Raw genomic sequence first — 20,841 nt, 5'->3', positions numbered from 1 at the left:
AATTAGAATATCCGGGAGTTATGGAGTTAAAGCTTTGCTTTGCTTCTAACTCCCATTTCTTTTTTATAAATATTTTTGAGTTATGAAGATATTTGCTATCGGTATGAACTATACCGAACACAATAAATCGCTCCATGGTACGTTATCTAAACCAGAGCGTCCTGTTATCTTTACCAAGGCAGACTCGGCGCTGCTCAACAACGGCAAGCCTTTCTTCATTCCAGACCATCTGGGAAGAATTGAATATGAGACAGAATTGGTGGTGAGAATCTGTAAGTTGGGAAAGACCATTCCGCAGCGTTTCGCCCACCGCTATTATGATGCGGTGACCGTGGGCATCGACTTTACCGCCCGCGAGATGCAGAAGAAGCTGAGAGAGGCTGGACAGCCATGGGAACTTGCCAAGGGATTCGACGGTTCGGCTGCCATCGGAGAATGGGTAGACATCCAGAAGTTCCGTGACATCCAGGCCATCCATTTCCATCTCAACATCAACGGTGAGAACGTGCAGGAGGGCTGTTCCTGCGATATGCTCTACAAGGTGGATGAGATTATCTCCTACATCAGCCAGTACTTCACGCTGAAGACGGGCGACCTGCTCTATACGGGCTGTCCTACTGGTTGCGGTCCGGTGAAGATTGACGACCATCTGGAGGGCTATCTGGAAGACAGAAAGGTGCTCGATTTTATGTGTAAATAATCAAAAGATAGAATTCTAGGTAGGAATATATGAATATGAGTAAGACTTTTCGGATATGGTGGATAGGGTTGTGCCTTCTCTTCATGGCATTGCCCGTTTCGGCACAGAAGTTCTTTAACCTCACTTCGGATGAAGTGAAGGTAGACTCTGTCTTGCCGCAATTCATCTATTCCTATCCCTTGCAGGGTGATTATCAGGATTCCATTTATACCGTAGAGCTGAAATATCCGGAATATATCGATATGTCGGCTGATGATATTGCGCATTATAATCATCTTTCCGGTGCCATTCTGCCTGGTCAGGTGGTGGTAAACCAGAAGGTGATGGAATGCCGCAAGAAGGGAGTCCTGATGGTTTCTCTTTCTCCGCTCCTCTTTAGGCAGAACAGATATCAGGCGCTGGTGAGCTTTATGCTCGATGTCAAGGCGCAGCCCTTGAAGCGGGCACAGCAGGAAGCCGGCAAGGAAAACTTGATGAAAAGCCGTGCTGCGGGCAAATCGGCTTCGCTCTATGCTGACCATTCTGTCCTGGCATCGGGAGCATGGGCTAAGATTAGAGTGAGCCAATCGGGCATTCATCAATTGACGGATGCCGTGGTGCGCCAAGCCGGATTCTCTAATATAAATAAGGTGAAGATTTATGGCTATGGCGGAAATCTGCAGAATGAGGCGCTTATAGCCGGTGAACTGAAGAAGCTTGATGATTTGCAGGAAGTGCCGCAATGTATTGTTGATGGCAAGCACTATTTCTATGCCAAGGGACCTGTAAGCTGGGAGGACAAGACTTCTATCCAGCGCATCCGGAATCCTTATTCTGATTACGGATATTATTTCATTACCCAGACTGGGGAAGAGCCTGCACGGATGGATTCTGCCACCTTTATATCTACCTATTTTCCCCAGGCTGAAGACTATCATTCGCTCTATGAGAAGGATGGATACAGCTGGTTCCCTGGAGGAAGGAATCTCTTCGACCCTACCGAAGTACCGTTGGGAGGCAAACAGCAGGTAGCCATCGTCAATCAGACCGGAAGCAGTAACGGAAAGTTGACCGTTGGGGTTACGATGGGTGTCAATGGTTCGGTAGAAGTTCAGAAGAATGGCGTTTATCTGGGAACCATCACCCTGCAGAAGTCGGTGACCTCTGATGCTTCCTACCAGATGGCAGTAGAGAGCTTTGCCACCTATCCACTAAAGGATTTATCAGAAAAGGATACCATCACCCTGCTGCCGAAGACGGGAGGTCCGATGCATCTCGACTATGTGGCGATGACTTGGGAGAAGCCTGTCCCTTTCCCTGGATTCACAGGCATGGTGCCTGCAGCACAGTATGTTTATGGCATCACCAATCAGGACCATCATGCTGACGGGGCGGCTGATATGGTCATCATCATCCCTACCTCCCAGAAATTACTGAAACAAGCTAAAAGACTGAAAGAATTTCATGAAACCCATGACGGGTTGAGAGTTACGATAGTGCCGGCTGATGAACTCTATAACGAGTTTGCCAGCGGAACCCCTGATGCCAATGCCTATCGCCGCTATCTGAGAATGCTCTACGACAAGGCTCAGACCGAGGCGGATATGCCTAAGTATCTGCTGATGTTTGGCGATTGCGTCTGGGACAACCGAATGCTGACGGCAAGCTGTAAGACGCTGAATCCTGACGACTATCTGCTTTGCTATGAGAGCGAGGAGTCTTTCTGCAAGGTGCATTGCTTCGTGAGCGACAGCTGGCTGGGCATCCTGGGCGAAGGAAAGGGAACGGATCCGAGAACCGAACTGCAGGATGTGGGTGTGGGAAGATTCCCGGTAACCACCGTCGACGAGGCTAGGATTATGGTAGACAAGACCATCAACTATGCCAATAACGAGAATGCCGGAAGCTGGCAGAACACCCTGATGTTCATGGGCGATGACGGCAACAACAATCTCCACATGAAGGATGCCAACGAGGTGGCTGATTTCATCTCTTCCCTCTATCCGGGCTATCTCGTCAGGAAGGTGATGTGGGATGCTTATAACCGTGTCACCTCTTCTACCGGAAATACCTATCCCGAAGCTACCAAGATTATCAAGCAGCAGCAGACCGCTGGAGCATTAATCATGGATTATGCCGGACATGCCAGCGAAACGCAGCTCTCTCATGAGGGCGTGCTGAAGATAGCTGATTTCAGGGAGTTCCGCAATGCCAATCTGCCTCTGTGGGTTACTGCCTGCTGCGATATTATGCCGTTTGACGGAGTGACTTCCAATATCGGCGAAGAGGCGGTGCTCAATGCTGGCGGCGGTGCTGTGGCTTTCTATGGTACAACCCGTACGGTTTATGCCCTGGAAAACAAGTATATCAACCGTGCTTTCATGCGCAGGGTACTGAGTAGGGTAGACGGCAAGCCGATAACGTTGGGCGAGGCACATCGTCTGGCTCAGAATGACATCATGATGGGCGCTGTGGTCCAGGGAGAAAAGGATAATTCCGAGAATCATCTCCAGTTTTCGCTGCTGGGAGATCCTGCCCTCTCGCTCAATCTGCCTCAGATGAAGGTGGTGGTAGACTCCATCAATGGGGTGGATTGCCGACAGACAGATGCGGTGGCGAAACTGAAGGCAGGTTCTATTGCCCGAATTGCCGGACATATTGAAGGGGCAGAGGATTATCAGGGTGTGGTGACTGCTACGGTTCGCGATTCCAGAAATCAGATTACCTGTAAGTTGAACGATACTTCTGATGATGGAGCTTCTGAGGCTTTCAGGTTCTATGACCGTCAGAAAACCCTCTTCAATGGTTCTGATAGTGTAAGAAATGGTCAGTTTGTCCTCTCCTTTGCTGTTCCTAAGGATATTAATTATTCGGATAGTGCGGGTCTGGTGAATCTCTTTGCCATCAACGGCAGCAAGAACCAGCCTGTGCAGGGGGCTTCCGACCGTTTCCTGGTGGGAGGCAGTGAGGAGATGCAGAATGATTCCATCGGTCCTTCCATCTATTGCTATCTCAATTCTCCTTCTTTCACGGATGGCGGAAGGGTGAATGTCACTCCTTATTTCGTGGCACAGATTACGGATAAGGACGGAGTGAATGTGTCTGGTAGCGGTATCGGACATGACCTGCAGCTCGTGATAGATGGAGATATGTCGAAGACCTATGTGCTCAACGATCATTTCACGTATGATTTCGGAAGCTATACCAGTGGTTCCACTTATTACAGCATTCCGGAGTTGGAGCCGGGCAAGCATCAGCTGATGTTCCGTGCATGGGATATCCAGAACAACAGTTCTACGGTCCGGCTGAACTTCAACGTGGTGAAGGGACTTACGCCTAATCTCTTCCAGGTGGGCGTGACGGAGAATCCTGCCCGTAATTCTACTACCTTCATCATCTCTCATGATAGGGCAGAGAGCAATATGGATGTGGTGATAGAACTCTATGATACTTCCGGTCGTCAGATATGGCGGCATGCAGAAAATGGAGTTCCTGCTTCTGGGACCTATACCGTGAAATGGGACTTGACGGTTGATGGCGGGCGACCTTTGTCTACAGGTCTCTACCTCTATCGGGTAAGGATTGCTGCCGGGGGTAGCAGTTATGCATCGAAAACCCAAAAACTGATAGTAATCAAATAGATAATATAAAAAATAAACATAATATGAATCAGACTTTCAGAATAATCATAGTAGGAGTCCTCTCCTGTCTGTCCTTGGGAGTGAAGGCGGCAGATGATGATGATACAAAGGAAAAGTTGTTCAATCCTGTCAATTACGCTGTCATATCGCAGACCATTGCGCCTGATGCCCGTGGTGGCGGTTTGGGTGATGTGGGTGCGGCTACCGACCCGGATGTCAACTCCCAGTATTGGAACCCGGCAAAGTATCCGTTCAATATTTCGCGTGCAGGTATCTCCCTGAACTTCACCCCTTGGCTGCGTTCATTGGTCAATGACATGAACCTTGCCTATCTGTCTGGTTATTACCGCATTGGCGATTATAGTGCCGTCTCTGCCTCCTTGCGCTATTTTAATATGGGCGAGGTATATACCGAAGATCCGGGTGTCAATCCGAATGCCAATCCGAATGCCATGACCATCAATCCATACGAAATGTCATTCGATGTGGCTTATTCTCTGATGCTCAGTGAGAAGTTTTCGCTTGCAGCAGCCATCCGCTGGATTTATTCTGATATGCGTTTCGATTACAAGGAGGACAGTTCTCCGGCTTCTGCCTTTGCTGCCGATATTGCCGCCTATTATCAGAACTATGTGGTTATTGGTCAGCGTGAATGCCAGCTGGGTGTGGGTTTGAATATTTCCAATATCGGTAGCAAGATTACTTTCAGCGGTGAGGAGTATAGCGAGTTCCTGCCTGCCAATCTCCGTCTGGGAGCTTCCCTGATGATTCCTATCGATGAGTACAACCGTATTACCCTGGCTGCCGATGCCAACAAGTTCCTCGTTCCTACGGTTCCACAGCAGGAAGAGGGTGAGGATGCGGCTGAATATAAGGATCGTGTGCTCAGGGAATATAATGATGTTTCTGCCATCAGCGGTATTTTCAAGAGTTTCAGCGATGCGCCGGGCGGCTTCAAGGAAGAGATGGAGGAAATCAACTATGGCTTGGGTGCCGAATATGTTTACAATGATAAGTTTGCGTTGCGTGCCGGTTATCATCACGAGAGTCAGAGCAAGGGCAACCGCAAGTATTTCACCGTGGGTGCTGGTTTCAAGATGAACGTGTTCTCCCTGGATGCTGCCTATGTGGTGGCTACAGCCAAGAGTAATCCGCTCGACCAGACGCTCCGCTTCACCCTCTCCTTTGATATGGACGGTCTCAAGGACCTCTTTAAGAGATAATGTATAATTTATAATGTATAATTTATAATGATGAATATTCGTGTAGGATTTGGATATGATGTCCACAAGCTGGTGGCAGACCGAGACTTGTGGCTGGGTGGCATCAAGATAGATTATGAACTGGGATTGCTGGGTCATAGTGATGCCGATGTGTTGATACATGCCATTTGCGATGCTTTGCTGGGGGCTGCCAATATGCGTGATATTGGTTATCACTTCCCGGATACGGCTGCCGAGACGCTCAATGTGGATTCCAAGATATTGCTCCGCAAGACGATGGACCTGATTGCTACCAAGGGCTATTCTCTGGGCAATATTGATGCTACCGTCTGTGCTGAGCGGCCTAAGCTCAATCCGCATGTCCCTGCCATGAAGGCGTGCCTGGCTGAAGTGATGGGAGTAGACGAAGACCAGATTTCCATCAAGGCTACTACCACCGAAAAGCTTGGCTTTACGGGAAGAATGGAGGGTATCTCGGCTTATGCTACAGTGTTGATACAAAGGGCATAATTACACTTAATAGCTGTTAAGAACTATTGAATTATTGCAATTCGATTGATGTAAATCAAAAAATATTCATAAAAGGAGTGTTTTTTTGATAAAACATTTGGTGGATAGAAAAAATCATTGTATCTTTGCAGCGTCAAAAGGTTAATAGATTGTTTAGGTTAGTAGTAATAGATTTAGGTTTTTAGTTATTAGGTTTTAAGGTAGATTGTTTAACAGAAAATTGATGAAGGTCGTGAGACTATCTTTGATTAGAATTTTTAAGTTAAACATATTGCATGCCACAGCTCGTTGAGAGTTGTGGCATGTTTTTTATGTATTCCTCTGTTTTTATTTCTTCTTTCTGAAATCGTTTAGTTTGCGTTTCTTGCAATCTTTTTCTTCTTTCCCAATTCCCTCAGGGCATTTCCTAGTGCTTTTTGGTGATATGGTTGTCTGACAGCTCTCTTAAAAGAGTACTATAAGTCGTCGGAAGAATAAGGATATATTTCCGTAAGATATAGGTATCTTGGCCGCACAACAGCTGTTGTGCGCTCGCATATCAGCTGTTGTGCACATGTCCACCACGTGTTGTGCAGCCGTAGCTCGGCCGTTGTGCGGTCATCTGTCTATACTGAAACAAAACTCCCCAACCCGCTTGAGAAAGTAGGTTGGGGGATAGTTTTCCGTGCTCATGTTCAAGGGGTCAAAAAGGTATGGAACAGCGTAATTTGCGCAATCTGCATGAGTTTTTTCTTGTTTTTCTTTTGTTTGCACATTTTTTTCCTTACCTTTGCAATCGTAAAATAAATTAGCAATGCGAGTACTCATAGTAAATACAAGTGAGAAGGCGGGAGGAGCTGCTGTTGCAGCCAATCGCCTGATGGACGCCCTTAACAACAATGGTGTTAAGGCCAAGATGTTGGTGCGCGATAAGGTGAGCGAGGATATTACGGTTGTGGGACTGCCCCGTTCGCTCAAGTCACAGTGGAGTTTCCTTTGGGAGCGCTGGTGCATTTTCTGGCATTTGCATTTTTCCAAAAAGAATCTCTTTGCCCTAGATATAGCCAATGCCGGAAACGATATCACTTCCCTGCCCGAATTCAAGGAGGCTGACGTGATTCATCTGCATTGGGTGAATCAGGGAATGCTGTCGCTGAAAGGTATCAGGAAAATCTTGAATAGCGGCAAGCCGGTAGTCTGGACCATGCACGACATCTGGCCTGCTTCTTCCATCTGCCACCTCACCCTGGGATGTCATCACTATAATAACGGATGCGGCAACTGCAAGTATCTGCCTCAGGGAGGAGGCAAGAACGACTTATCGGCCCGTATCTGGAAGAAAAAACAGAAATTGTACAGCGCTGGAAGCATTTCGTTCGTAACCTGCAGCCGCTGGCTGGCTTCCGAGGCAAAGCTCAGCGGACTTCTTGCCGGTCAGCGGATAGAAACCATCCCGAATCCTATAGATACGCATCTCTATCGTCCGGAAGACAAGAAGGAGGCACGCCTGCGAACTCATCTGCCAGCGGACAAGCACATCATATTGTTCATTGCCCAAAAGGCGACCAATCCTTACAAGGGAATGGATTATCTGATAGAAGCCTGCCAGCTGATGAGCGAAACCTATCCGGAGATGCGGGACAATACCTGCGTGGCAATCCTTGGCGGTCATGGTGAGGATTTCGAAGGCAAACTGCCTTTCCCGACCATATCCCTGGGCTATGTAAGCGAGGATAAGCGCATTGTTGACATTTATAATGCGGCAGACGTATTCGTCCTGCCTTCCCTGTCGGAGAATCTTCCGAATACCATCATGGAAGCCATGGCATGTGGAGTGCCTAGCGTAGGATTCAAGGTGGGAGGCATTCCGGAGATGATAGACCACCGCAGGAATGGCTATGTAGCCAACTACCGGGATGCCAAGGATCTGGCTGCCGGCATCCACTGGGTACTCTTCGAGGCAGACCAGGAGAATATCAAGACCGCATGCCTCCAGAAGGTGATGCACAATTATTCACAACATGCTGTTGCTTTGCAATATATTGAGGTATATAACCAGGCGATGGCTTTCAAACACTATCGTATATGATCAAATTCACAGTTGTTACCTGTACCTACAATGCGGCATCCGTATTGCAGCGTACACTGGACAGTATCCAGCGCCAGACGTATTGCAATATAGAACACATCATCATGGATGGCGGTTCGAAGGACAAGACCCTCTCAATGGTGAAGACCTATGAGCACAAGACCGAAGCAGGTGAGAATGCTCATCAGATAGTGGTGGTTTCAGAACCCGACAAGGGACTCTATGATGCGATGAACAAGAGTATCGACCGGGCAACAGGCGATTACCTGGTGTTTATGAATGCCGGAGATGTGTTCCCGTCGGATGATACCCTGGAGCTGGTAGAAGGATGTGTGGGTGAAGGTGAAGACCTGCCGGGCGTGCTCTACGGCGATACGGATATCGTGAATATGGAAGGACGATTCCTGCGTCATCGCCGGTTGACTCCACCGAAGAAGCTGACCTGGCGTTCCTTTAAATGGGGCATGCTGGTGTGCCATCAGTCTTTCTATGCCCGTACTGATATCGCCAAGCAGATTCATTACGACCTGCATTACCGTTATTCGGCAGATGTAGACTGGTGCATCAGAATCATGAAGGAGTCGGCTCGCAGAGGATTACCGCTGCGCAATGTGCATACGGTGCTGACGAATTTCCTGGATGGCGGAATGACCAGTCAGTATCACAAGGCATCGCTGAAGGAGCGTTTCCAGGTGATGAAAACCCATTATGGTCTACTTACAACCCTCTGTGTCCATGCCTGGTTTGCGGTAAGAGGTGTACTGAAACGATAAAAAAGAAGGAATTTGAATAGGGGTAAAAAATAGAAAAGAAGTATTTGAGGTTGTTTTATTTACACTATAAAAATAGAATTTACACCCTAAAAAACAATTATTATACCCTGCGTATTCAAAAATCCACTATCTTTGCAATCGAAATAAAGACAGATCAGTGTGGTGGCACGTAAACATGTCATTTACACTCAAGATATTTTTTCATAAGAAATTTAAGTTTAGTGTTATCTAGAATTGATATTTAATTTGGTATTTTAGCCGTATAATTCGGTTTATTTATGGTTCAACAGGTATTTAAAATATATCAGGTGAGAAATTACTTGATTACATATTTTAAGAAAGAAAGCGCCAGTCGTGATGACTAGCGCTTTCTTTTTTTATGAAAATGCATGCCTGTTTGCAGTTTTTATTGTATCTTTGCAGCAAATTTAAGAAATCAATGGCAGAAACATTAAAGGAAAAAACAGCGAAGGGGCTCTTCTGGGGAGCCATGAACAATGGGGCGATGCAGGTTATCGGACTGGTATTCGGCATCATCCTGGGCAGACTGTTGTCGAAGGAAGACTATGGAATGATGGCGATGATCAATGTGTTCCCGCTCATAGCGATTGCTCTTCAGAACAGTGGATTCGCTTCAGCCATCGGCAATCTGAAGAATCCTACAGCCAATGATTACAACTCCGTATTCTGGTTTAACATCCTTGTGGGTGGTTCTCTTTATGCTATCCTTTTCTTCTGTGCCCCTTTCATAGCCGATTTCTATCATGATGAACGGCTGGTTGCATTGTGCAGACTGGCTTTCATCAACATTCTCTTTTCCAGCCTGGGTACGGCTCAGGCGGCATTTCTCTTCAAGAATATGATGGTGAAGCAGCAGGCAAAGGCGAGTATCACGGCAGTGCTGCTGTCGAGTAGCGTGGGCGTTCTGATGGCATGGAATGGCTTTGCCTATTGGTCATTGGCTGCCCAGGGAGTGGTTTATGTGGGGTTAAATACCCTGCTGGTATGGCATTATTCCACCTGGCGACCTTCGCTGAAGATAGATTTCACGCCCGTGAAGACAATGTTTCCGTTCAGTTTCAAGATAGCAGCCACAACCATCGCCACCAAAATCAACGACAATGTGATGAATATCCTGCTGGGCCGTTTCTATACCAATGCCATTACGGGTAGCTACAACCAGGCTTATCAGTGGAACTCGAAGTGTTATCTCCTGCTGCAGGGAATGCTGAATCCGGTGATTCAGCCTACCTTGGTGAATCTCTCTGACGACAGGGAGCGCCAGCTGATGGCTTTCAGAAAGATGGTCAGGTTTATCTGCTTCCTTTCTTTCCCTCTGCTGTTCGGACTGGGACTCGTTTCCAATGAGTTCATCATCATCACGCTGACCGAGAAATGGCAGTCGAGTGCAGAACTGCTGCGTATGTTGTGCGTGGGCGGTTCTGTGATGCCACTCTATACGCTGTTTTCCAATGTGGTGATCAGCAAGGGAAAATCCGGTGCCTATTTCTGGTGTACGGTATCGCTGAGCGTTACCCAGATCGTGCTGATGCTGTTTCTCTGGCCTTATGGCATCCATCTGATGGTATCGGTCTATGTGGCATTGACCATCGGCTGGATGTTTGTATGGTATGCGCTGGCTTACCGCTATATCAGTTACCGTCCGCTGGACTTTCTGAAAGATACCTGTCCGTTCCTGCTGGCGGCTCTGGGCGTGATGATCCTCACCTATCTGGCAACGATGAGCATTACCAATCTGGCATGTCTGCTTCTGGCTAGGGTTGTGATGGCAGCCGTATTATATTTCGTGGTCATGAAAGTGGCTCGGGTTGCCATATTGGATGAGTGTATCCGTTTTGTATTAAAGAAAAAATAGATGAATATGATGGAAAATCAGACAAGACAATATAGTAATGAGGAGTTGAGAGCCCGGTTCAATCCCGAAGGTTCCCAGCTGTGGAAGCATCAGCAAAGGATGGTAGAGCTGCTGCTGGCTTTTGATGCCATCTGCAAGCGCCATCACATCCGTTACTGGCTGATAGGCGGCACACTGATTGGTGCAGCCCGCCATCAGGGTTTTATTCCCTGGGATGATGATATGGATGTGCAGATGCTTCGGGAGGATTATCTGAAGATGATTGAGATTCTGCCACGCGAACTGGATGAAACGATGGCGCTGCAATGCAGGCAGACGGACGAAAACTATTTCTTCCAGTATGCCAAGCTGAGAGACCGCCGTTCTGTGCTGGATGAGAACAATGGCTATGACAGGATTTTCAAGGAGCGTGGCATCTATATAGATATCTTTCCTATCGACAAGCATCCCAAATGGCTGCAGCGGCTATCGATGCAGACCATCGGGCACACCTACAAGATATTGAAGCGGAAGGATCTGAAGAATGAGGTGATTATCGGCAAGGTGATGCGCTGGGTGCATCTGAATGAACGGCTGATTTATCCGGTGATGAGGGGCATCGCCAAACTGACCGGTGGCGCCTATCTGGATGCTTTCGGCGTGCCTTTTGTCGTAGAGCGCCATCTGGAAGACATCTTCCCGCTGACCACCCTGGAGTTTGAGGGGCATCAGCTGCCTGTACCGGGAAACTACGACAAGGTGCTGACAGATCAATATGGCAACTATATGCAGTTGCCGGATCTGGACAAGGTTAATCTGCATGTCGGCAAGTTGGAGTTCAAATCATGAACCAGTTATAAATGGAAAATTCCAGCAACTAAAGCGATTGCTTGAGTTGCTGGAATTTTTGTTGGCAGTGCTGCTTATAGCTGTAACCGAACCATTTGCGCTGATATTTTCTATAGGTATAGATGGTGCAGTATTTGAGGGAATCCCAAAGGGAATGTCTGCCCACCTTATAGATGGTTGGCGGAATCCTGACAAAATACAGGTCTGCCACCGTATCGAAAGCTGAGAAAGCCTTTACTCCCGGCAGACTCAGCAACCATTCCTCAGCCATGAAACGGTTGTGCAGCTTGGTATCTTCGTCTAGGGCAGGGAGCGTTCTGAAATAAGAAGCCTTTGCCCACCAGAAGTTGCCGGCATACATCTTGTTCTTGAAAGGGGGGAAGAGATAGCTTCCGTAGGTATCATATCCCGCTTCCAGGGTGTTGACAGCCACTTTCCACTGGTTCATCAGGAAATATTCCATCATTCTTCTCCATGCCACAATCTTATCCACGAACCCCCTGAATTCCCTGTCTTCCTGATGCAGGGTAGTCTGATAGGTGATTCCCTTGGTATGGAAATAGTAGAAGAGGAAGTCTTCGTGCTGCGATTTCTCATACATATAGTCGAGTGCCGGAAACTCGAATCGCTGCGGATTGGTGGTCTTGGAAACAAATTCTATCTTATCTTTAGAGTATTGTCCCAGGATATCTTCCAATTCCATGATGTCTTCGTCGTTTCTGGCGATGCAGCTGATATAGAGGCGGTTGCTTGCCTCGAGCAGTCCGCTGTCGGCAAGATGCTGCATCTGTTCCCTTACCATTTCTTTCCAGTTGGCGTCGCAGAAGATATGGTAGATGCCGTAGATGGGAGTAGAACAGGCAGGAGTATGGCTCCAGGACGACAGGTTCTTGCGTTCGTATATTCCCAATGTACTCTTGTATATTCTCTTTAGAATGGATGTCATGATTCTGATGGATGCTTTTGATGTTTTAATGAGAAGTTGCTGCTGATGCTTTCAGGGAATTGATGAGACGCTGGAACATGGTTTCCATGTCGTATCTTGGCGTCCAGCCGAGTTGATGCACCTTGCTGCAGGACAGACGGAGCCGGGTCATCGGAGAATAGCCCATGCCTTCCTTCAGCTGGATGACCGGCTGTATGTCGGGATTGAAAGTCTTGCAGAGGAACTTCGCCATATCGATGATGGAAATGTAGGTTGACTCGTTGGCAACATTGTAGGCCTCACCGTCTTCACCCTTCAGCAGGATGAAAAGGATCGCCTCGATAGCATCAATCGTATAGCAATAGCAGCGGCTCAGTTCACCGGTGGTATGGAGAACGATGTCTTCTCCGGCAATGATGTTGCGGGCAAACTGTGCGAAGACGCGGTTGTCATCTGCCGTAACGCCTGCTCCGAAGGTCTGGGCGAGGCGGGCTGTCTTGACGTGCACCCCATATTCGCGGGCATAGGCATGGCATAGACATTCGGCTGCTCTCTTGGCTACGGGATAGCTGCTGCGGGTATCTGAAAGATGGATGTATCCCTGCTCTTCCTCGCTGAGCGGATGGGAATCATCATAGATGCTTCCATATACCTCCAGGGATGAAACATTGACGATAGAGGCGGTGTTCTGGCGGAGGGCGAAACGCAGGAGCTGGGCCGTGCCGTCGAAATCGGTCATCATGGTTTCTACTGGTTTGCTGACAAAGTATTGTGAAGCCGTAGGACTGGCAAAATGCACCAGATAATCGATGTGAATCTCCTGCGGCATCTCCTCTGTCTTGCTGAAATCATGCTTCAGGATAATGATGTTCTTGCTCAGAGCTTCTCCTGAATGGGCATCATCCTGAGGATGACCCAGTACCTGCTGCGCCTTTTCTTCGTTTCTTACGAAGCAGACGATGGTCAGGTTTAGTCCGTGCAGCCTGTCGAGTTCTTCCAGACAATGAACCATGCAGGAGCCCAGCAAGCCCGTAGCTCCCGTAATGCCGATGGTCTTGTTTCTCAGTTGTTCGTAAAGCGGAAAGCTTTTGGCAAAGTCTTTCCAGTCTTCCAGTTCTATTTCGTTATGTTTCATTTCTTCTCTATCTTTATCAGAAACCGAAAATCTGCTGGTTCTCATGTACTGTTACCATGGCACGGAACACGAAGAAATCGGTTGGCGTTGTAATCTTAATGTTCTCCATCGGACCGATGATGGTACCGAGTTTATAGCCGTAATGGCTCATCATCGTACAGGAATCAATAAAGTTGTGCCTGCCTTCTTCAATCGCCTTGCGGTGTGAAGAGAGGATATCTTTCAGTCGGAAACTCTGTGGTGCTCTGGCAATCAGAGAATTGTCTCGTTCCGGAATTTCCAGCGAGTTGTCTTCCTGTTTTACGATGAAAGTCTCTGTGGCTGGTATACAGGTGATGCAGGAGCCGCATTCTTCCACCTTTCGGATATTGTCTGTAATGGTTTCCTCGGTGATGAGTGGGCGTACGCCGTCATGAATGAGCACGTTGGCATCCTTGCCGTCGGCAAACTCCTCGGCAGCACAGAGTCCGTGATAGATGGAGTCCTGTCCGCTGTTGCCGCCAGGAACAATCTTCACTACCTTGCTGATTTCGAACTTGCGTATCATCTTCTCCAGGAAAGGAATCCATGATTCGATGCAGGCTATGACGATTCCGTCTATCTCCGGATGATTGTCAAACAATTCCAAAGTATAGATGATGATAGGTTTGCCGTTCAGTTCCAGGAACTGCTTAGGTCTTGACTTGGTGTGCATTCTGAGGCCTGAGCCTCCTGCAAAGATGACTGCTATGTTCATAAGATTCCTTTTTTAGAGAGTTATTATAAAGAATGTGGCTTTTTAGAGCCGCTTATTTCATGATCTGGGTTGCCTGGTCTGACATGTAAGTGATCAGCCAGTAGCCATTCCATGCCCAGAGATACAGGGTGAGTAACCAGCAGAAATATCTCAGGATAATCTGTTTGCCCGGTGTGAGTGACTTCATCAGATAGGCTATGGCAATAGGAATGATGAATATCCAGTGGCAAGCCATGATATACATCTCGTTTAGTCCGAATCCCATCACGAAGTGGATGACGATGTCTAATCCCAGCCAACTCAGTACCATGAGGAAGAACTTATGTCGGATGCCAACCACGATGCTGATGAGGAACAGCAGCGAGATGATGGCTTCGATGACATAATTGAATGTGTAGTTATACTTCACGATGGTAGGTCGGTTTACGCACATATCGTCCAGGAGATAAGAGTCGTGGAGCTGGATGGATTCTCCCATCATGTTGTGAATCAGGGCATCTGTCCTGGAAGTTGACGTATCGGTCCATTTCCAGAATCCTTCCTTCTTCATCGGTTCTCCTGTATGAGCCAGAACCCATGCATGATGGATGGAATCCTTTCGCTGCTGTTCCGGATCCTTGGCATGTGTCTTTACCTCAATCTGCTTATCTACATGAAACTGAGGTTCCCTTACCTCTGTATAGATAAGATAGGCAGTAGTTACCAGCAGGATGGCTGGCAGAATCATAGCCACGAGATTCTTAGGGGCGAAGACCTTCCTGCCGTTGGTAAACCAGGCTGCCAGATAGGTCTTGGCAATGTTGCTGAGGGTGACTCCTCCGGTCAGGAAACTGAGGATGCCGATGGTCCAGGCAGACAGTTGGCGTCTTTCCTTCATCGCCATGCCTGCCAGATACAGCGTCATGGTCAGCATGAGGAGCGACCAGCAGAAGTGGTCGGGTACCAGCATGGAAACCATCACCATACCGAAGGAATAGAGCATGGTGGAGAAAAGAATGCAGTCTTTCTTCTTCAGTTCTATGATTTCCCGGAAGATGCGATATACGAAGATGAAGGAATAGAAGGCGCTTGCAATGAGCAGGATAGCCATGAATATCATCGCATAGTTGGTATCGCCCGAAGATATCAGTTCCTTGTTGATGAGATAGAAGGGATAAAGGATGACAGCAAAGAGCGGATGGCGCGGAATCTCGAAATAGAGTTTGCCATTCGACATAAAGATGTACGACCATGCATCAAAGCCGGATACATGGAAGGTCTTGGCGAACAACTGCCAGAAGCTGACGTGGTGCGCTCTGAGGAAAAGGTTGCCGTATTTGTAGAAGAACAACCCGTTGAGCAGTACGAATACCAGTAAAGCCACGAGGGCCGGTATCCTTTCTTCTTTCTTGATTTTAAAAATATTCTTCATTCTTCTTTTCTTATTTGCCTGCAAAGTTAGTGTAAAAAATTGATTGTAGGAAGAAAAAATGGGAAATATTGCATCTTGGCTTGTTTTTGGGGCAGTTTTATTTGGCATTGTCTCCTTTTTGCGTTATCTTTGCAGAGAATATAGTTTCTAGAGTTGGCTAATTTTGTAAACAAGTAATATATATGAAACAACCTGCTAAGATAGATGTGGCTGTATTGATGCTGTTCTTCAATCGCCCGGATCATTTCCAGAAAGTTTTCGACGAGGTAAGGAAGGCTCGTCCTGCCAAGCTGTTCCTCTATCAGGATGGAGCTAGGGGAGAGCGGGATGTGCCGGGTATTGAGGCGTGCCGCCAGATTGCGTCGGATGAGAATATCGACTGGGAATGTGAGGTGCATCGTTCTTATCAGACCAAGAACCAGGGATGTGACCCTTCGGGACATCTCTCGCAGAAATGGGCTTTCTCGATGGTTGACAAGTGCATCGTCCTGGAAGATGACTGTGTACCGTCTCAGTCGTTTTTTCCTTTCTGCAAGGAAATGCTCGACCGCTATGAGCACGATGAGCGTATCTCCATGATTGCAGGATTCAATGAGGACGAGATTACCGCTTATTGTCCCAACAGTTATTTCTTTACTTCGGTATTTGCCATCTGGGGGTGGGCTTCGTGGCGTCGTGTTTTCGATAAGCGCGATGAGCAGTATGCTTTCCTGGATGATGCTTATACCATGCGGGAACTGAAGTCGTTTGCCAAGAGCAGGAAGCTGCGTTCTGATCTTATCCGGATGATGCAGGACCATCGCGCCTCAGGCAAGCAGTATTTCGAAAGTCTGTTCTGGTCTGCCATGCTGCTGAGTTCGGGTATGGCGATTATGCCGGCAAAGAATCTGATTAATAATCTTGGCTTGTCTGATGAGTCTACCCATTTTTCGGGTAGCATGAAGACCACGCCGAAGGCTTATCGCAGGATTTTCATGATGAAGCGCCATGAATTGGAGTTCCCGCTCAAGCATCCCCGTTATATCCTGGAAGATGTTGAGTATAAGGAACGTCTCTACAAAATTAATTGCTGGGGCCATCCGTGGATTAAGATAGGCCGTTCGATGGAAGAACTCTTCCTCAATCTGCGATACGGCAATTTCTCCATCATCCTGAAAGCCATCCGGAAACGGTTGGGAAAATGGATGGGAACGGAAAAGCATGTTTAAATGAAAGTATAAAAAAACGCCCTGTAAGAGCAAAAGCATCATTAACGTTTAGTTTTAACGCTTTTGCCTTTACAGGGCGTTTCTTGTTTACAGACAGAAATATCTGAATATCAATGATCCGTTGTATAGAATGAGATAGACGGTCAGGATGCCGATGGTGGTGATGATGCCCTTGCGGAATCTGCCTTGGGCTGACTTGCAGAGATATGCCATGGCTATTGGCAAGACATAGATCCAATGTGCCGTCATGATATATACTTCGTTCAGTCCGAATCCCAATCCGATGTGCAGAAACAGGTCGAGTGCAAAATAGGACAGGGCAAGCCACAGGACCCTGTGCTTTCTGCCTGCCCAGATACCTCCGGCAAACAGCAATAGCAGGATGGCTTCTGCTGCATAGTTCCACCAATGGCGATAAGGTACAAACATCGGACGGGCACAGTTGTTTCTCAATTCATCTTCCAGCAGATAATCTTCGTGCAACTGGATGCTTTCACCGAAGAAGTTTTCGATGAGCGCCTGGCTTCTGGAGGTAGTGACATCGGTCCAGCTCAGAAATCCCACCTTCTTCATCGGTGCTCCCTGCTTTGGTCCTTTTTTCTTCTTAGCCTCTTCCTTTGCCAGCTGTTTTGCCTTCTGTATGCTGTCGTTCTTGGCTTTCTGTGCGATTTCCTCAGGCGTGATAATCTTGAGTCCTCGCTGGATGGAATCCTGAACGAGCGAATCCTTCAGCTGCTTCAGTTTGGCTGCACGTTGCTGTTTTTCCTTTCTTGCCGCCATCTTCTTGGCTTTCGCCTCTTTCTTCGCCATTTCCTGAGGCCATACCAGTGTGCGGTATTCCCATTGACAGAATCCCCAGAGCAGTCCTGCCGGTAAGACGACTGCCAGCAGAAGGTGCTTAGGCCGGAAGAACGCCTTGCCGTTAACGAAGAAGGAAGAGAGGAAAATCTTCAAACCGTTGTTGAGCGAGGTTCCTGCGGTGAGCAGGAAGTAGAGGATGCTCTGCCAAATCTTGAACTGATGATGACTCTTCATTCTCTTGCCGGAGATATAAAGTGCCAGAATCAGCAGCATCATCGAGATGACAAAGTGGTCGGGAACGATGGTGGTGACCATGACGAATCCGAAGGAAAAGAAGAGCAGGGTGAGCATCCGGGAAACTTTCTGTCCCAATTCTACGACTTCACGGAAGATACGATAGAGGAATATCATGGCATAGAAGCCGCAGAATATCTGAATGGCGATGGCGATGAAGAGGGCACAGTTGTAGCCTGTCAGCTTCATCAGTCCCATATTCAGCAGATAGGGAACGTACATATAGGCTGCCAGCAATGGATGGCGGTATACATTATATGCCGCACTCCAGTCGCTCAATACCCAGTAAGTCAGCGGGTCGAAGCCTGATACGCAGAAGTGGCGGATGAAATTCTTGTAGTAATCATCGGTTATCTGTGTGAAAGCCCCAGCGTATCGGGCAATAACGAAGCTGTTGAGGACGGCAAGCATCAGGAAAATGTCGAGTGCCAGCCATCTTTCTTCTTTTCTAATCTTGAATATATCGAAAACTTTTCTCATATTGGTTTTGCTATGATAAATCTTTTATTTCTATTTCTTTTTGAGAAAGAACCTCACCAGGAGGAAGTTGACTGGGATGCAGATGCAGAGCGTAGGAATCATTGCCCATTGTTTGGCGAGTCCCAGCCCTACGAAGACATTCAGGCAGAGGGTCTGCATCGAATAGTTAACGATGTGCGACAAGGTGAATCCTGCTCCCCGCTTGGCATTCGCTTTCACCTTGAAGGTATAGCGCGTGCTGGCGATGAAGTTGAAGATGAAACTCACCAGGTAGGCGATGGTATTGGCGGTAGTTGCCAGGGTATGGTCGCCTATCTGCGGAATGAAATGAGCCAGGGCTGGCATCATGGCAAGGTAGATGACGTATTGCAGTATGGTGGCTAGTCCGCCCACAATGCCAAAGCGCACTACTTCGCCCAGCTTTTCCCGCTTGGCATCATCCATATCGTTTATTTTTTTCTTGATATTCATGGTTCTATTCTTTTATTGAATTATCTTAATATCTTTCCCTTTCCGAAGAGGTAAGCCAGTTTGGTCTTTTCCATGATTCTGGCAATGGCGATACTTCCCAGGATGGCGAGTATCACGGTGAAGAGAGCAAACGAAATCTCGCTCGGATCCCAGGCAAAGAGGGGATGGTAGAACTTCGCAGCCATCGTAAAGATGGGGTGGAAGAGGTAGATAGGCAGCGTGTTGCGACCTATATATAATAAGGTGTTCTTGATTCTGTTGGTCACCTTTGCCGCTTTTTCTATCATTGGACTGAAATCCTTGAAGCGTTCGGGAGCATCGAGCAGGTGTTGCAGGAACAGCAGGGTGCTGATGCAGCACCAGCAGGAGAAAACGATGGCCAGGTTGCCCCAGTCGTACCAATCATCGTGGTTGAGCAGATAAATCCACAGGATGATGGCGAAGGACTCGTGGCGGAACAGCTTGTTCCACTCCGTCTTGCTCTGTCGGATGACCACGCCGATGAAATAATAGGCTGCTGCACTTGCCGATAGGGCTGGAGTTTCTGATATCAGGAGCAGCGTAAGTGCGAAGACGAAAAGGCTGGCATAGGTATCTCTTTTCGTATAATTCTTGCGTAAATCATTCCAATTCCTTCCACGGAAGCAGAAATAATAGAGCGTTCCGCAGATAATCATGGTCTGGATAAACCAATAGGGACCGATGGAAGTGATGAAGATTTTCTCGCCTATCTGGGAGAGGGAGAGCTCTGTGATGCCATCTCTCACCGGCATATAATAGGAGAGGACTGAGAATCCTGTCACCATGATGACATAAGGCAGGGCGAGGCATTTCAGATAGTTTCCCATCTGCCTGCCGGTCTTCTCGATGTTCACGAGATAGCCCGTGATGATGAGGAAGGTAGGCATCATGAATGACAGGATGCCTGCCTTGAGCTGGGGATATGCGTTGCCGAAACTCACGATATGAATCAATATCATGAGGATAATGAGGATGGCTCGAATGAAATCGAGATCGGTATTTCTTTTCATCTGGTTCCTTCTGATTTATATGTTTCTATATCTGTGACTTATCTTTCAGGAAGACTTCTTCCGGGAGTGATTATTCTCTGAAAGGTTTATTCACTGGATGGTTTATTCTCTGAAAGGCTTGTAGTGCCCCTGGTCTGCGAAGGCAAGCATCTCCTTATCGCCACGGCTGTCGCCGAAGGCTTCTATCTCATAGAGAGAACGGTCGAGAAATGTCTTGTCGCCGGTATCTGCTGTTTGTGATGCAGAAAGGGCTTCCGTGATTCGGCATACTTTTTCTGCTCCATAACAGTTGTTGCTCTTGAAGCGGCCCGTCAGTTTGCCTTCCACAACTTCTATCTGTGTACCAAGCACCAGAACGCCTTTCAGATTCCGAATCTCAAAGAAGGGGCGCACCCAGTTGTCGATGCTGGCACTTACGATGAAGACCTTTGCCCCAGCCGCCAATGCTTCATGTACCAGGGTGATGCCCTTAGGACGAAGCAGATGCTGGCTTTCTTCAGCGAAGCCACAGCAGAGCGCATCAAACTTCTCGATGCGCATGCCGGCAAAGAGGTGAGCAAAGATGAGTTGCTTCGCCTTCCAGTTGGGAAAGAGATGCAGTTTCATCAGCACCAGGAGCGGACTGTACATCAGAAAAACCATCAGGAAACGGCTGGTTCCCTTGGCATACTTGATGAATTCCAGCAAGGTATCGCTTGTTGTCAGTGTTCCGTCGAAATCGAAACAGTATATTTTCTTCTTCATTTCTTGT

At 47.7% G+C, this 20,841-nt stretch carries 17 protein-coding genes; 9 read left to right on the top strand and 8 right to left on the bottom strand.

The window, feature by feature from the left end:
- Positions 1-82 precede the first annotated feature (82 nt).
- The 8 genes from ACTQ53_RS11675 to ACTQ53_RS11640 all read left to right on the top strand — a co-directional run bounded on the left by ACTQ53_RS11675 (position 83) and on the right by ACTQ53_RS11640 (position 11,598).
- On the top strand, positions 83-700 hold the full coding sequence (locus ACTQ53_RS11675; protein ID WP_441933107.1) for a fumarylacetoacetate hydrolase family protein: 618 nt from the start codon (positions 83-85) through the stop codon (positions 698-700).
- A gap of 35 nt (positions 701-735) precedes the next feature.
- The gene (gene porU / locus ACTQ53_RS11670; protein ID WP_441933106.1) at positions 736-4,320 is read left to right on the top strand and encodes a type IX secretion system sortase PorU; all 3,585 of its coding nucleotides are present in this window, start codon (positions 736-738) and stop codon (positions 4,318-4,320) included.
- Between the two features lie 23 nt (positions 4,321-4,343).
- Positions 4,344-5,543, top strand: coding sequence for a type IX secretion system outer membrane channel protein PorV (gene porV, locus ACTQ53_RS11665; protein WP_294969178.1), 1,200 nt, complete (start codon positions 4,344-4,346; stop codon positions 5,541-5,543).
- 30 nt (positions 5,544-5,573) lie between these two features.
- Positions 5,574-6,053, top strand: coding sequence for a 2-C-methyl-D-erythritol 2,4-cyclodiphosphate synthase (gene ispF, locus ACTQ53_RS11660; protein ID WP_217760548.1), 480 nt, complete (start codon positions 5,574-5,576; stop codon positions 6,051-6,053).
- Positions 6,054-6,846: 793 nt separating this feature from the next.
- On the top strand, positions 6,847-8,121 hold the full coding sequence (locus ACTQ53_RS11655; protein ID WP_441933105.1) for a glycosyltransferase family 4 protein: 1,275 nt from the start codon (positions 6,847-6,849) through the stop codon (positions 8,119-8,121).
- The gene (locus tag ACTQ53_RS11650; RefSeq protein ID WP_264951227.1) at positions 8,118-8,894 is read left to right on the top strand and encodes a glycosyltransferase family 2 protein; all 777 of its coding nucleotides are present in this window, start codon (positions 8,118-8,120) and stop codon (positions 8,892-8,894) included. The genes ACTQ53_RS11655 and ACTQ53_RS11650 overlap by 4 nt, the downstream gene beginning before the upstream one ends.
- A 439-nt stretch (positions 8,895-9,333) precedes the next feature.
- Complete coding sequence (locus ACTQ53_RS11645) at positions 9,334-10,770, top strand: lipopolysaccharide biosynthesis protein (protein WP_294969184.1); 1,437 nt, start codon at positions 9,334-9,336, stop codon at positions 10,768-10,770.
- A gap of 6 nt (positions 10,771-10,776) precedes the next feature.
- Positions 10,777-11,598 (top strand): LicD family protein, encoded by an 822-nt coding sequence (locus tag ACTQ53_RS11640; RefSeq protein WP_441933104.1) that lies wholly within the window; start codon positions 10,777-10,779, stop codon positions 11,596-11,598.
- 28 nt (positions 11,599-11,626) lie between these two features.
- On the opposite strand, the gene ACTQ53_RS11635 is transcribed toward ACTQ53_RS11640, so the two are convergent.
- The 4 genes from ACTQ53_RS11635 to ACTQ53_RS11620 are packed head-to-tail and all read right to left on the bottom strand — an operon-like array spanning position 11,627 to position 15,805.
- Positions 11,627-12,544 (bottom strand): hypothetical protein, encoded by a 918-nt coding sequence (locus ACTQ53_RS11635; protein WP_441933103.1) that lies wholly within the window; start codon positions 12,542-12,544, stop codon positions 11,627-11,629.
- 25 nt (positions 12,545-12,569) lie between these two features.
- Complete coding sequence (locus tag ACTQ53_RS11630) at positions 12,570-13,658, bottom strand: NAD-dependent epimerase/dehydratase family protein (protein ID WP_441933102.1); 1,089 nt, start codon at positions 13,656-13,658, stop codon at positions 12,570-12,572.
- Between the two features lie 16 nt (positions 13,659-13,674).
- Positions 13,675-14,394 (bottom strand): IspD/TarI family cytidylyltransferase, encoded by a 720-nt coding sequence (locus ACTQ53_RS11625; RefSeq protein ID WP_441933101.1) that lies wholly within the window; start codon positions 14,392-14,394, stop codon positions 13,675-13,677.
- 52 nt (positions 14,395-14,446) lie between these two features.
- A complete protein-coding gene (locus ACTQ53_RS11620; protein ID WP_294969196.1) occupies positions 14,447-15,805 on the bottom strand; it encodes a DUF6080 domain-containing protein in 1,359 nt (452 codons plus the stop codon).
- A 182-nt stretch (positions 15,806-15,987) separates the two neighbouring features.
- Here ACTQ53_RS11620 and ACTQ53_RS11615 point away from each other — a divergent pair, with 182 nt between their 5' ends.
- Positions 15,988-17,013 (top strand): hemolysin activation protein, encoded by a 1,026-nt coding sequence (locus ACTQ53_RS11615; RefSeq protein ID WP_441933100.1) that lies wholly within the window; start codon positions 15,988-15,990, stop codon positions 17,011-17,013.
- Between the two features lie 87 nt (positions 17,014-17,100).
- Here the strand turns inward: ACTQ53_RS11615 and ACTQ53_RS11610 are convergent, their stop codons facing one another.
- The 4 genes from ACTQ53_RS11610 to ACTQ53_RS11595 form a co-directional block, all read right to left on the bottom strand.
- Entirely contained in the window at positions 17,101-18,588 is a 1,488-nt protein-coding gene (locus ACTQ53_RS11610; protein ID WP_441933099.1) for a DUF6080 domain-containing protein, read from the bottom strand.
- Positions 18,589-18,618: 30 nt separating this feature from the next.
- Positions 18,619-19,059, bottom strand: a complete 441-nt coding sequence (locus ACTQ53_RS11605) for a GtrA family protein (RefSeq protein WP_153125635.1) — start codon at positions 19,057-19,059, stop codon at positions 18,619-18,621.
- A 20-nt stretch (positions 19,060-19,079) separates the two neighbouring features.
- A complete protein-coding gene (locus ACTQ53_RS11600; protein WP_441933098.1) occupies positions 19,080-20,090 on the bottom strand; it encodes an acyltransferase family protein in 1,011 nt (336 codons plus the stop codon).
- 102 nt (positions 20,091-20,192) lie between these two features.
- Positions 20,193-20,834: an HAD family hydrolase gene (locus ACTQ53_RS11595; RefSeq protein ID WP_217760508.1), complete on the bottom strand. Its 642-nt coding sequence runs from the start codon at positions 20,832-20,834 to the stop codon at positions 20,193-20,195.
- Between the last annotated feature and the right edge of the window lie 7 nt (positions 20,835-20,841).

Source organism: Prevotella sp. Sow4_E9_plate, assembly GCF_052116205.1.
Classification (GTDB): domain Bacteria; phylum Bacteroidota; class Bacteroidia; order Bacteroidales; family Bacteroidaceae; genus Prevotella.
Note: the sequence above shows the minus strand (reverse complement) of the source record. Positions and strands in the feature narration are given on the sequence as shown.